A 12,588-nucleotide genomic window follows, 5' to 3' on the forward strand; every position below is an offset into this window, starting at 1 on the left:
CGGCACATAGAGGAGAGGTTGGAAGAGGGAAGTCTTGCCGGCCGCCTGCCATATTTTGTTCCGTGCAGGGAACGAAATGCGGCGCTGCATCATTAATGGCCGAACCTTTAACCCTCAAGCGCGCGGCATGGATATGACATTGAAGACTTTCGAGATCACGGCGGGATCCTGGACCCAGCTTGGCGCCAATTTTGATGGGGAAGGTACCAATTTCGCAATCTTCTCCGCCCATGCCGAACGCGTCGAGCTTTGCCTGTTCGATGACAGCGGGTCTACCGAGATCGCTCGCCTGACGCTGCCGGAATATACCAATGAGATCTTTCATGGTTATGTTCCGGGCCTCAAGCCCGGCCAGCTTTATGCCTATCGTGTTCACGGTGCCTTCGACCCGGAAGCCGGCCACCGCTTCAACGCCAACAAGCTGCTGCTCGATCCTTACGCCCGCGAACTGGTGGGCGAATTCAAGTGGAACGAGGCGCATTTTGGCTATGATCTGCTTGCCGAAGACAAGGACCTGACCTTCAACACCCTGGACAGCGCCCCCTATACGCCAAAATGCAAGGTCATCGACCCCTATGGTTTCGACTGGGGCAAGGATGCCTCGCCCAATATTTCCTGGCCGGCGACGATCGTCTACGAAACCCATGTGAAGGGCTTTACGCAGCTCAACAAGGCGATCCCGGAAAAGCTGCGCGGCACCTTTGAGGGCATGGGCCACAAGGCGACCGTGGATTATATCAAGAGCCTCGGCATCACCTCTGTCGAACTCATGCCGATCCATGAATTCCCGCAGGACCAGCATCTGCTGGACAAGGGGCTTGCCAATTTCTGGGGTTACAACTCCATCGGCTTTTTCGCGCCAGCCTCGCGGTATTATGGCCCCAACGGCATTGCCGGTTTCCGCGACATGGTTCGGTCGTTCCACGATGCCGGCATCGAGGTCATTCTGGATGTGGTCTATAACCACACGGCTGAAGGCAACGAGCTTGGTCCGACGCTCTCCTTCAAGGGCATCGACAACTTTTCCTACTACCGCACGCTGCCCGACCAGCACCGCTATTACATCAACGATACCGGCACCGGAAACACGGTGAACACGTCGCATCCGCGCGTGCTGCAGATGGTGATGGACAGTCTTCGTTACTGGACCGAACACATGCATGTGGACGGTTTCCGCTTCGACCTCGGCACCATTCTAGGCCGCGAGCCGGAAGGGTTTGACGAACGCGGCGGTTTCTTCGATGCGGTGACGCAGGACCCGGTTCTTTCGAAGACAAAACTGATCGGCGAGCCGTGGGATATCGGTCCGGGCGGCTATCAGGTCGGTGGTTTTCCGCCGGGCTGGGCGGAGTGGAACGACAAGTATCGCGATACGGTGCGTGAATACTGGAAGGGCGACAACGTGCCGACCGATTTCGCCGCTCGTCTTCTGGGTTCTGGCGATATCTACGACCAGCGCGGCCGCCGGCCGTGGTCGAGCGTCAATTTCGTCACCGCTCATGACGGTTTTACTCTCAACGACCTCGTTTCCTACAACGAGAAACACAACGAGGCGAATGGCGAGGACAATAACGACGGCCATAACGACAATCGTTCCTACAATTACGGTGAGGAAGGCCCGACCGAGGACGAGGGCATCAATGCCGTACGCGAGCGCCAGAAGCGCAACTTTCTGGCCACGCTTCTCTTTTCCCACGGCACGCCGATGCTCTTGGCCGGCGACGAGTTTGGCCGCAGCCAGATGGGCAACAACAATGGTTATTGCCAGGACAGCGACATTTCATGGGTCCACTGGGAGGACCTGCCGGAGAGCTGCGAGGAGCTGCGCGAATTTACGCGCCAGATCATCGCTCTCCGGCAGACTCAGCCATTGCTTCGCCGCGAGAACTGGCGCGACGGGCTGGATGTGAAATGGTTCAATGCCGGCGGTGGCTTCCAGACCCCGGAACAGTGGGAGGAAGGTTCGACCATCGGTCTTTACCTCGGCCGTGGCGACCTGAAGGAGGAAGAGGGCATCTGGCACGATGTGCTGCTGCTGTTCAATCCGTTCGAAGGCACGGTGCCGTTCCGCATCCCGCAATTCGGCGAGGGCGGTTGGGTGCTGGAACTGACCACGGCAGATCTTTCACGGCATGGTCAGGTGATCACCAAGGAAAAGGATTTCGAACTGGAAGGCCGCAGTCTGGTGCTGTTCCGCCGGCCGTGAGGGCGGGGAAGGGGCGATATCGCACGAGGTTAATAAGGCGGTCGCTGAGAGATCAAGCGCGTCATCTATGCCCAAAGGCCAGGATGACGCCGTCCTCTGACACAAGTGGCTGCCAGCCACCGTCCCACACCTTATAAATTAGTTCAAAAGCCCTATCGCGGCGAGGATCGAAGCCGATTCCGGTCACCCAATCACGCAATTCATAAAAATTACCAGCAGCAGCATAAAGCGGCTCAGTCAGGAAAAGCTGGGCTGCGAGGGCCGAAAGCTCCTTTTCCGGCGTCGGTTCGAGGAGGTTTTCTGAAAACAGCACCTCGATTCGGTCGCATTCCGACAGGTTGTCGAGCGCGTCGGCGTCGTCCCTGTTGACGATTGTGACACGGCTCCAATCGACCTGTTCATCTGGCGACGCGGCATCGACGGCCTTTCCCAAGTCGGAAACGAGCTGTCGAGCTTCTTGTTCTGATAGCTGCTGGCGCGTGCCGGTTACGAAAGCGTCGAACCGTCGGTGCATCTCTTCACCATTCGCAAGCATCGCAAAACAGCGCCTGCGCGTTTCCTGTTCGGCATGGAAAAGACCAAAAATCAGGCGATAATCGCTATCGATGTCATCAGGAAGCGGATCGGGACGTTCAAAGTCACCTTTCGCTTGCAAGGTCCTGTCCTGATCGAAAATATCATGCCAGGCGAACTGCCATTCCTTGTAGCGTTCCTTTATCCACTCGTTCTGGCGTTCGCGCATTGCGTCGCGATCGCTTTCTGAACCGCTCGCTACAGGTACCGGTTCTGCTGCCGAGATTTTCTCCGGGGGCGTGGGAGCAGCCTGCGACTTGCCGGAAAACAGCGAGCGCAACCGCTGGAAAAGGCCTGGTTTTAGCTGGCTGACCGGCGGCATTCTGTCATCATGATCCGGCATGTTCACCCACATTCGTCTTTAATCGTCACGCCCGTCATGGTCGGGGTCGAAGCGACCGGTGAGCATGTAGTGTCCGCGATGCTTTTTGCAATCGGATCGCAGCCACTGCCTTTCTTCTCGTCGTGTGAGGTCGCAATGGCTTGATCCATACGCCCTATTTTGCGATCACCTACGGGTTCACTTTGGGGAGACGCATCATACCGCCCGCCGACGACAAGCAACAAACTTCCCTTTTGCGTAATCTGGCGCGGAAACTGCCGATGCCATGGAAAATGGCGGCGCTGGTCTGGCTGACGGTTGCCCTTTTGATGCTGGCAGGTGCTGCGGCACAGTTTTTTGGCTGGTACGCACTTTCCACCCGGCTGTTTGCCTATATGGCGCTCGGATTCGTCGGTTTTTTCGTGTGCTGGCTTTGCTTGGCCTATGTCACGGCAAAAGAATTTTCGGCACGACGCAAGGCGAAAAAAATGGGTGAACAGCCATGATGCTGTTCTTCCGCAGTTACCTCATGACCTTTGGTCTTCTGCTTGCCGGCATCGCTATGCTGGTGATCTACCTCGACAATAGCGGCGCGATTTCGATGCATTGGGGTTTTGCCGTTCTGGCCGCCAGCGCTGTCATTGCCGGGCTTTTATTGTTTCTCACCGGTGCAGTCGGTCGACCGGCCACGGTGGAGCGATGGGCTGACAGGACATCGGTGCATGAAGAAGGTACGGCCTATGTGGCGCTGCTGGCGCTGCCGGTCTATATGGTCTTGGGGTGTTTCAGCCGGGGTGATGATCGCCCGTCCGCCACGCTTCCCATCACCGAGATGCGCAACAAGCGAAAACGGCGGCGGGAGCGCCGTCAGTAAACCTGACGGCGAACATTGTCATCGCTGCTGGTGGTGCCGCGTACGAGGCTTGAATAGACATTGGCGTATTGATCGGCGCTGCGTTCCCAGGAAAATTTCGTCTTCATGCCCTGGTTCTGCAGACGCGCCCAGCTGCGCGGATCGGCATAGGCATCGAGCGTGCGACGCAAGGCCAGTCGCAGGCCATCGGTATTGACCGGATGGAACTGGAACCCGGTGGCGACGCGTGCGGAAATCGCCGCATCATTGGCGTCGATGATGGTTTCCGACAGGCCACCGGTGCGCGAGACGACCGGCACGCAGCCATAACGCAGGGCGTAAAGCTGGGTCAGGCCGCAAGGCTCGAAACGTGACGGCTGCACGATCGCGTCCGAACCGGCATGGATGAGATGGGCGGTTGGTTCACCGTAGCCGATATGCACCGCCATGCGGCCGGGAAAGCGGGCAGCGGTATCCAGCAGCATCTGTTCGATCTCGTGATCGCCCTGACCGAACACGATGATGCGCCCGCCTTTGAAGATCACTTCGTCGGCCGTGTCGGCAAACATGTCCATGCCCTTCTGCCAGGTCAGGCGGCTGACGGCGGAAAAGATCGGACCATCGCCACGATCAAGACCAAAATGGTCGAGCAGTGCGTTGCGGTTGGTGCGTTTGCGGCGCAGGCTGGTGCTGTCATAGGTCTGTGGAATATGCGGATCGGTAGCGGGATTCCAGATATCCATGTCGATGCCGTTGACGATGCCGCGCAGGATCGTCACGCGCTCGTTCAGCACGCCATCCAGCCCCATGCCGAAACGTGGAGTGAGAATTTCGCGGGCATAAGTGGGACTGACGGTGGTGATCGCATCGGCTGTCTGCAGACCACCCTTTAGCGTGCTGATATCGCCGAAATATTCGAGGCAATCCATCGACATCGTGCTTGCCGGAAGGCCCATGAAGGGCAACAGGCTTGCCGCATACTGGCCCTGGAAAGCCAGGTTGTGGATGGTCAGAACTACCGGCGTCGTGCAGCCCATTTCACGCATGTAGACCGAGGTAAGGGCTGACTGCCAGTCATGGGTGTGGACGATATCCGGTACCCAGCCCGGCAGGATGCCGTTGGCGATCTCCGCACCGGCAAGCGACAGGGCGGCAAACCGTTTCCAGTTATCGGGATGATCGTTGCCGAACTGGTCGACATAAGGTCCACCGGGGCGGTCATAGAGAGTGGGGATATCGAGGACGAAGAGCTCGAGATCATCGACCTTGCCATGCAGAAGCGAGGCGCGCTCACCGAGCAGATCTTCGAAGACGAGAAGAGGGACACCGGCGGCGTCGAGCTTTTTCATCACAGCCGGATAACCGGGCACAAGCGTCGTGGTTTCGATGCCGAAGGAAAGCAGTGCCTTTGGGAGCGATCCTGTCACATCCGCCAAACCGCCCGTCTTGATGAGAGGGAAGACTTCGGACGTCACTGACAAGGCACGCATTGAATGAATTTCCCCCTTACGGAATGCTGATCGGCGGTTACGGGCGAAAGTCTTGCGCGCAACCGCTGCGCCTTGCGTCGGATCACGCATGCCGATCTGGTCGAAGGTCACAGGTGCATTCATCATGCCTGCCTCCAATATGCCTGCCTTCGGGGCATTACGCGAAATTGCCTGCCGTTGGCATCTGCATGGAAAAGAGCGTCCTCAACTGTCTCAAGGTTCCACGCAAAAGGTAAACGAAACCATTGCTTCACAACAAAACTCGTCGATTACAGACAAAAACAATGCGTTTGCCGCGGAGATATCCGCGGCAGCGCCGTAGGTTTTAAAGTCGAGACCGTTTTATTCGGCGACGAGCTTTTTCGATCTGGTCTTGGCAGCCGGTTTTGCTTCGGCAGCAATTGCCTTGGCTTTGGCCGGCTTCGCAGCGGATTTCTCCGGTGCCGACTTCGCCGCCGGTGATTTGACGGCAGGGGTCTTTGCCGGCTTGGCCGTTTTCGGCTTTGCAACCTTGGCTACGGCCTCAGGCTTTGTCGCTGCTGCCTTTTCAGTAGCAGTACCGTTGGCCTTAGGTTTCTTGCCCTTGGGCAGACCCTTGGTCACACCGAGCGGTGCAAACAGCAGATATTCCTGCCGCGCCCTCTCCCAGTGCTCGTTATCCTTGCCTGTCGGATAACCTTCCTCTTCCCACAACGCGTAGGCGCGCCTGCTAATCCACTCGTGTTCGGATTCCGCCATGATTACGTCTCCGTTCGCCCGACTGTCACAACAGATGACACTCGCAAAAGTTCCGTTACGCAAGGCATATTTTTGTGCGGTGCTTCATTTTTTATCGGAACCTTTTTCAGAGTTCGTCGTTCGGGCACCGGGAGGAAATCAGCCATGCAAAATTATTTCGATATTCTGCCGCATTCGACAGGCTGGATTTACGTCATCGGCGGCCTGCCATCGGCGTCCTATCCGAGCTACGCGTTGGCCCTGCAAGCCGCTCATGCGCATGCCGAACGTGACAAGCACCGATTGCAAAAACCCGTTTTCCGCCGACAGGAAATGGACGGCGGAATGGCGCCTTGCGATCAGAACGTGACCACGCCCTATCCGCAAATACGCTCCTGAAAAGACATTCAGATGACATAAAACGGCCCGCCATTGGCGGGCCGTTTTATGTTGCGGCGCAATGTCGTTACGCTGCTTTTTTCGCGGCGGAGTTGACAGCAGTGGTGGCAAGGGTCGTCAGCGTCTCGTCGGTCTTGCTTTCTTCGGCGAGCGTTTCTTCAAGAAGCGCTGCGGCTTCCTTCAGACCAAGCTGCTTTGCCCAGGCGGCAAGCGTGCCGTAACGACTGATCTCGTAGTGTTCGACAGCCTGCGCGGCGGCAAGAAGACCGGCATCAAGTGCAGGCGTGCCCTTGAACTCGTCAAGGATTTCCTCGCCTTCCGACAGGATGCCCTCGATCGCGTCACAGGTCTTGCCCTGGGCACGCTTGCCGATGATCTCGAAAACCTGTTTCAGGCGGTCGATCTGGCCTTCGGTCTCTTCCTTGTGGGTCAGAAAGGCCTGCTTGAGCTTCTCGTCCTGAGCGCCGCGCGCCATCTTCGGCAGCGCTTTCACGATCTGACGTTCAGCGTAATAGATGTCCTTGAGGGTTTCGTAGAAGAGATCTTCCAACGTCTTCGTGGTTGCCATGATCGGCGTCCTCCTGATTTGCGGGTGATCTTTGTAAAGATATGTCTGATCGACATGGGTGATCGACGGGCAGTTAACCGACAGTCTGTCGATTTGTTCCGGCCCGTCCGCAATCGTACGAACGTGAAAAACCATGGAACCCGATGCGACGGCTGACCGGATCGGTTCACATCAATGGTCTGATGGAGAGAGAAAAATCAGGTCTTGTCGGCGAACTTGTCGTGGAGGGCTTTTTGCAAATCCTGCGCAAGCTTCAGCAGCCGATCAGGAACCTCTTCCTTTTCGATTTCGGTCAGAAGAACGGCGACTTCCTGCGTCACCCGGCCACCGAGCCTGGCTGGTTCTTCTGCAATGCGTTCGCTCTCTGTCGTCATTCTGACCTCTGCCGCATGACACTGCTGGATCGCATCGGGCAAAACGCCCGCAAGCGATATAGCCTACAGGCACATGCTTACCGAACTATTCGAAAGCCCGGAATGGCGGGCGGTGTCAATGCCGTGTGGGCGCATGTCACCTATGCAGGCCCTGTTGCGATGCATTCCGCTGAAGCCTGTAGCGCGAATGCGACAGGCGGAGACAGGCACCGGCTCCGATCGTCCGTCCTTGCCGAGTGTTCACAACATGACGAAACCGGGCGAGCGCCATCTGGCAGCGGAACCAAATGAGGCGGGCAGGCGTTTGCACCCGTCATTCCCATCCGCGAGTTTATAAGAGGTGCGCCCGGTGTCTGAATCACAATTGAATCGTGATCCTGCACGCGCCGATATTGTCCGGCTCATTCCGGCCCTCCGTGCTTTTGCCCGTACCTTCTGCCGTAATCCTTCCGATGCCGACGATCTCGTGCAGGAGACCTTGATGAAGGCGCTCGGCAATCTCGACAAGTTCGAGCCGGGAACAAAGCTGAAGTCGTGGCTGTTCACCATCATGCGCAACACGTTTTACACCCGCGCGAAGGTGCTGGGCCGTGAAGCGCCGGGGCTTGAGGAAAATGTCTCCGGCGATACGCCGATTGCAGCCTCGCAGGAAGTTGCCGCCCGCGCCAAGGAGGTGCAGCGCGCCCTGCAAAAACTGCCGCCGCATTATCGCGAAGTGCTGACGCTGGTGGCGATTCTTGGCGAAAGCTACGAATCCGCTGCCGAAATCTGTGATTGCGCCGTCGGTACCGTGAAGAGCCGCCTCAACCGCGCCCGCCACCAGATCCTGCTTGAACTCGGTGAGGATAACGAAGACGAGGCAACGCATGTCTGACCGACATTGTCTGATAAAACAGGGAGAGACACTATGAAAACCATCGCAGCTTTTGCCGCCATTGCTCTGGCCTCCGGTGCTGGTTTTGCCGCCGCCGCAGATCAGGTGGCGGCACCGGCCACTGCTACCGGATCCGCAAAATTCGTCGGTGCCAAGGGCGAGGATGCCGGTAAGGCGGATCTGAGCACAACACCGTCGGGCGTGCTGATCAATGTCGAGATCAAGGGGCTGCCTGCCTCGCAATGGGTGGCTTTCCACGTGCATGAAACGGGCAGCTGCGATGCGGCGTCCCACCACGAATCCGCCGGCGGTCATTTCAATCCGGACGGCAAGGAACACGGTTACCAGGCGGCCAATGGCCCGCATGCCGGTGACATGCCCAATCAGTATGTCGGTGCCGATGGTGTATTGCGTGCGCAGGTGATCAACGATGCGGTGACGCTCGACAAGGGTGATGCCGGTATCGTCGGCCGCGCGCTGATGGTTCACGCCAAGCCCGATGACTACAAAACGCAGCCCTCCGGTGCCGCCGGCGATCGTCTGGCCTGCGGCGTCATCGAATAAGGCTTTCAGGAAGGCGGGACCCGGCTCAAGCCGGGTCCCGATCCAGTTCCGGATAGTGGCGGAAGACGTCGGATTCGTTGAAGTCCAGGCGCCGCTGCGAGGCCAGATATGCGGCAATGTTCGGCCGTGTCCCCACTTTTTCATGCAGTGCCATCACTCTGGGATATCGTTTCCCGAAATCCGAGGTCGCACGCGGAAAAGCGTAACGTAGTCCATCCACCACATGGAAAAGCGAGAGATCGACGGTGGTAAGGCCATCGCCGACGTTGAACCCGTTTCCGGCCGCGTTGAGGCTGATCACTCTTTCGAAATAGCCGAGAAATTTCGGGATACGGTTTTCGATGAAAGCCTTCGACCGCTTTTTTGCCTCCGCTTTCTGATCCTCGTAATAATCATCGATCCCGAGCGGGTGGTGCGTATCGTGCGCCTCGGCAACAAAATCCGTCAGCGTCAGCTGTAAGCCTTTCGCAAACACGTGATCCTGCTGTTTTGCCGGTGCAAGCCCGTGTTTGGGGCCAAGATAGTCGAGGATGTTGGCAACATGTGAGACGATCAGATCGCCATCCTTCAAAAAGGGAGGCGCGAATGGGGGATAAGGGCCAGCCTTGTCGCCGAGGTGGTCCATGATTGCCTTGCTGCCGGCGCTGCCTTTGCCCATGTCGCGATATGCGGCGCCGACTTCCTCGAGAGCCAGCCGAACAAATTCGCCACGTCCTGGAATTCCGTCCCAATAATATAGCTCGTAGGTCACGATGTTCCTTCCTGGTGATGTTCGGGTGTCTCGAACAACACGGGAGCACAAGGCCGGTTCCCATCCGGACCCGCTAAAAACTGTCACGGAACTTTTTGTTTGCTGCCCTGTTGACGGGCGAGCGTAACGCGCAATTTCCAGCGCAGATACCGCTATTCAACACATTGCTTGTGCAGCAGGGGGCCGACATGGCGATCACCGTTACCGCGATCCTTTTCACTCTGATCGGGATCGCGCTTGCCGCCGGTGGCGGTCACCTGATGATGATTGGCGGCAGCGCCTATTACCTGATCACGGGCATCGCCTTCGTCCTCACTGCTATACTGTTATTCATGCGCCGGCCGCTGGCTCTCTGGCTCTACGCGGCCATCATTCTCGGTTCGCTCGGCTGGGCGGTGTGGGAGGTCGGGCTCGACTGGTGGCAGCTTGGACCTCGCGGTGGTGTGATCATCGTGCTCGGCATCTGGCTGCTGACGCCGTGGATCCGCCGCCCGCTCGGTTTTTCCAGCCCGACTACCGGTTTCCGGTATGGCGCCGATGTGCGGCCGCTGGCCGTCTCCGTCTGCATTGCCGTTCTGGTGGCGCTCGTCTCGATGCTGTTCGATCCGCATGACCAGTCTGGCGACCTGCCGGAGGATGTGGTCGCGGCCGCCCCCGATCTCGGCGGCAACGTCCCGCCCGGCGACTGGCACCAATATGGCCGCACGCCTTATGGCCAGCGTTACTCGCCGCTCGACCAGATCAACAAGGAAAATGTCGCGTCACTGACGGAAGTCTGGCGGTTCCAGACCGGTGACGTGAAGCTGCCGGAAGATGTGGGCGAGACCACCTATCAGGTGACGCCGCTGAAAGTCGGAAATACGCTGTTCCTCTGCACGCCGCACAACTGGGCGATCGCGCTCGATGCGACGACCGGAAAGCAGATCTGGAAATTCGATCCGAATGCCGGTCTCAACCCGGACCGCCAGCATCAGACCTGCCGCGGCGTCACCTATTACGCCGATCCGGCTGCTGCCGCCGGCAGCCTGTGTGCTGCCCGCGTCTATCTGCCGACATCCGATGCACGTCTGATCGCGCTCGATGCCGGCACCGGCCAGACCTGCGAAGGCTTTGCCAACAAGGGCACGCTGCAGCTGGAGACCGGCATGCCGTATAATCCGGCTGGTTATTATTACTCCACGTCGCCACCCGCCATTGCCGGAAACAAGATCATCGTCGGCGGCGCCGTCAACGACAACTATTCCACGCAGTCGCAGTCGGGCGTCATCCGCGCCTTTGACGTCAATACCGGACAGCTGATCTGGAACTGGGACAGCGGCAATCCGAGCCAGACGACACCGCTGCCGGAGGGTCAGAAATACACGGTCAACTCGCCCAACAGCTGGTCCGTGTTCAGCGTCGATGAAGCGCTTGGCCTCGTCTATATCCCACTCGGCAATCAGGTGCCTGACCAGCTCGGCATGGGCCGCAGCGAACATGTCGAAAAATATTCGTCCTCCATTGTCGCGCTCGATCTCAACACCGGCGCGGACCGTTGGGTCAAACAATTCGTGCATCACGACCTGTGGGACATGGACGTGCCGGCCCAGCCGACGCTGATCGATCTCAAGAAGGCGGATAACAGCACTGTTCCAGCCCTCGTTGGTCCGACCAAGCAGGGTGACATCTACGTGCTCGACCGCCGCACCGGCGAGCCGATCATCCCGATCACGGAGGAGCCCGCTCCGACCGGCGCGATCGCGGGCGATTTCACCGCACCGACGCAGCCGACTTCGGGCCTCAGCTTCAAGCCGCCAAAGCTGGAAGAACGCAACATGTGGGGCATCACCATGTTCGACCAGATGGTGTGCCGCATTCGCTATCATTCGCTGCGTTACGAAGGCCGCTATACGCCACCGTCCTTGGAAGGCTCGATCATCTATCCCGGCAATTTCGGCACGTTCAACTGGGGCGGCGTGGCGGTCGATCCGGAACGGCAGGTGATGTTCGGCATGCCGACCTATCTGGCCTTTACCTCGCAACTGGTGCCGCGCGACCAGATCCCGCCGAAGGGTCAGGACGAAAAGGGCAGCGAACAAGGGCTTAACCGCAATGACGGCGCACCTTACGGCGTCAAGATGGGGCCGTTCCTGGGGCCGTTGCAGGTTCCCTGCCAGGCGCCGCCGTGGGGGTATGTCACCGGCGTTGATCTGCGCACCGGCGAAACGGCCTACAAGCACAAGAATGGCACGGTCTATGACATGACGCCGCTGCCGCTGCCCTTCAAGGTCGGCGTGCCCGGCATCGGCGGACCAATGATCACCAAGGGCGGCATCGCCTTCCTCGGCGCGGCGGTCGATGATTATCTTCGTGCCTATGACCTCACCAACGGCGAGCAGCTTTGGGAGGCTCGCCTTCCGGCCGGCGGTCAGGCGACGCCGATGAGTTATGCGGTGGAAGACGGTCGCCAGTTCGTGGTGATGGTGGCGGGCGGCCATGGTTCGGTCGGCACCAAGCCGGGGGATTACGTGATCGCCTATGCGTTGCCGCGATAAGGGGCAGCCATAGCGAAAAAAAAGGCCGGGGTGGCAACGCCCCGGCCTTATTTATGAAAAACATGCTGATTTAATGCAGAAAACCGCCGCTGCGGATGAAGTTTTGAACCTTGCTGACACCTTCGACGCACGCGGCTACCTCCGTCGCGCGGGCAATCTCTTCAGCGTCGAGGACCGTGCCTGTCAGCGTGATTTCCGACCCGTCTGCCACCACCGTCACATCGCTGGCATCGACACCAAAATTGGTGGCGAGTGCATCGGCAACGCGGGTTTCCAGTTCAGCGGCAGGCGGGTTCTCCACCTCGATTGTCGGTTCCTTGTCGTAAAACATCGGTGGTTTGAAAACCATGTCCATTCCTCCTT

15 protein-coding genes are annotated in these 12,588 nt (G+C 58.6%); 8 read left to right on the plus strand and 7 right to left on the minus strand.

What is annotated here, in order from left to right; all coding sequences use genetic code 11:
* The first annotated feature begins 133 nt into the window (after positions 1–133).
* Positions 134–2,206 carry a glycogen debranching protein GlgX gene (glgX, locus tag ACRQ1B_RS00980; protein WP_432293777.1) on the plus strand — a complete coding sequence of 691 codons (2,073 nt, stop codon included), beginning with the start codon at positions 134–136 and terminating at the stop codon, positions 2,204–2,206.
* A 61-nt stretch (positions 2,207–2,267) separates the two neighbouring features.
* Here the strand turns inward: glgX and ACRQ1B_RS00985 are convergent, their stop codons facing one another.
* Positions 2,268–3,122, minus strand: coding sequence for a hypothetical protein (locus ACRQ1B_RS00985; protein ID WP_432291814.1), 855 nt, complete (start codon positions 3,120–3,122; stop codon positions 2,268–2,270).
* 140 nt (positions 3,123–3,262) lie between these two features.
* On the opposite strand from ACRQ1B_RS00985, the gene ACRQ1B_RS00990 reads away from it, so the two are divergent.
* A complete protein-coding gene (locus ACRQ1B_RS00990; RefSeq protein WP_432291815.1) occupies positions 3,263–3,607 on the plus strand; it encodes a hypothetical protein in 345 nt (114 codons plus the stop codon).
* Positions 3,604–3,975: a hypothetical protein gene (locus ACRQ1B_RS00995; protein ID WP_432291816.1), complete on the plus strand. Its 372-nt coding sequence runs from the start codon at positions 3,604–3,606 to the stop codon at positions 3,973–3,975. Before ACRQ1B_RS00990 ends, ACRQ1B_RS00995 begins: the two co-directional genes overlap by 4 nt.
* On the opposite strand, the gene glgA is transcribed toward ACRQ1B_RS00995, so the two are convergent.
* Positions 3,969–5,444, minus strand: coding sequence for a glycogen synthase GlgA (gene glgA, locus ACRQ1B_RS01000; RefSeq protein ID WP_432291817.1), 1,476 nt, complete (start codon positions 5,442–5,444; stop codon positions 3,969–3,971). The genes ACRQ1B_RS00995 and glgA overlap by 7 nt on opposite strands.
* Positions 5,445–5,532: 88 nt before the next feature.
* Between glgA and ACRQ1B_RS01005 the strand changes: the two genes are divergently transcribed.
* Positions 5,533–5,766, plus strand: coding sequence for a hypothetical protein (locus ACRQ1B_RS01005; protein WP_432291818.1), 234 nt, complete (start codon positions 5,533–5,535; stop codon positions 5,764–5,766).
* 20 nt (positions 5,767–5,786) lie between these two features.
* On the opposite strand, the gene ACRQ1B_RS01010 is transcribed toward ACRQ1B_RS01005, so the two are convergent.
* On the minus strand, positions 5,787–6,182 hold the full coding sequence (locus tag ACRQ1B_RS01010; RefSeq protein WP_432291819.1) for a DUF2934 domain-containing protein: 396 nt from the start codon (positions 6,180–6,182) through the stop codon (positions 5,787–5,789).
* 144 nt (positions 6,183–6,326) lie between these two features.
* Here ACRQ1B_RS01010 and ACRQ1B_RS01015 point away from each other — a divergent pair, with 144 nt between their 5' ends.
* Positions 6,327–6,560 (plus strand): hypothetical protein, encoded by a 234-nt coding sequence (locus ACRQ1B_RS01015; RefSeq protein ID WP_432291820.1) that lies wholly within the window; start codon positions 6,327–6,329, stop codon positions 6,558–6,560.
* Positions 6,561–6,627: 67 nt separating this feature from the next.
* Here ACRQ1B_RS01015 and ACRQ1B_RS01020 read toward each other — a convergent pair whose 3' ends face one another.
* Both ACRQ1B_RS01020 and ACRQ1B_RS01025 read right to left on the minus strand, forming a co-directional pair.
* The gene (locus ACRQ1B_RS01020; protein ID WP_432291821.1) at positions 6,628–7,128 is read right to left on the minus strand and encodes a YciE/YciF ferroxidase family protein; all 501 of its coding nucleotides are present in this window, start codon (positions 7,126–7,128) and stop codon (positions 6,628–6,630) included.
* A gap of 197 nt (positions 7,129–7,325) precedes the next feature.
* Entirely contained in the window at positions 7,326–7,502 is a 177-nt protein-coding gene (locus ACRQ1B_RS01025) for a hypothetical protein (RefSeq protein WP_432291822.1), read from the minus strand.
* A gap of 349 nt (positions 7,503–7,851) precedes the next feature.
* On the opposite strand from ACRQ1B_RS01025, the gene ACRQ1B_RS01030 reads away from it, so the two are divergent.
* Positions 7,852–8,376 carry a sigma-70 family RNA polymerase sigma factor gene (locus ACRQ1B_RS01030; RefSeq protein WP_432291823.1) on the plus strand — a complete coding sequence of 175 codons (525 nt, stop codon included), beginning with the start codon at positions 7,852–7,854 and terminating at the stop codon, positions 8,374–8,376.
* A gap of 33 nt (positions 8,377–8,409) precedes the next feature.
* The gene (locus ACRQ1B_RS01035; protein ID WP_432291824.1) at positions 8,410–8,940 is read left to right on the plus strand and encodes a superoxide dismutase family protein; all 531 of its coding nucleotides are present in this window, start codon (positions 8,410–8,412) and stop codon (positions 8,938–8,940) included.
* A 25-nt stretch (positions 8,941–8,965) separates the two neighbouring features.
* Here the strand turns inward: ACRQ1B_RS01035 and ACRQ1B_RS01040 are convergent, their stop codons facing one another.
* Positions 8,966–9,691, minus strand: a complete 726-nt coding sequence (locus ACRQ1B_RS01040) for a glutathione S-transferase (RefSeq protein WP_432291825.1) — start codon at positions 9,689–9,691, stop codon at positions 8,966–8,968.
* A 188-nt stretch (positions 9,692–9,879) separates the two neighbouring features.
* Here ACRQ1B_RS01040 and ACRQ1B_RS01045 point away from each other — a divergent pair, with 188 nt between their 5' ends.
* Positions 9,880–12,225, plus strand: coding sequence for a glucose/quinate/shikimate family membrane-bound PQQ-dependent dehydrogenase (locus tag ACRQ1B_RS01045; protein WP_432291826.1), 2,346 nt, complete (start codon positions 9,880–9,882; stop codon positions 12,223–12,225).
* A 70-nt stretch (positions 12,226–12,295) separates the two neighbouring features.
* Here the strand turns inward: ACRQ1B_RS01045 and ACRQ1B_RS01050 are convergent, their stop codons facing one another.
* On the minus strand, positions 12,296–12,574 hold the full coding sequence (locus ACRQ1B_RS01050; RefSeq protein ID WP_432291827.1) for a BON domain-containing protein: 279 nt from the start codon (positions 12,572–12,574) through the stop codon (positions 12,296–12,298).
* Positions 12,575–12,588 lie beyond the last annotated feature (14 nt).

The organism is Endobacterium panacihumi (assembly GCF_050847465.1).
Lineage (GTDB): Bacteria > Pseudomonadota > Alphaproteobacteria > Rhizobiales > Rhizobiaceae > Neorhizobium > Neorhizobium panacihumi.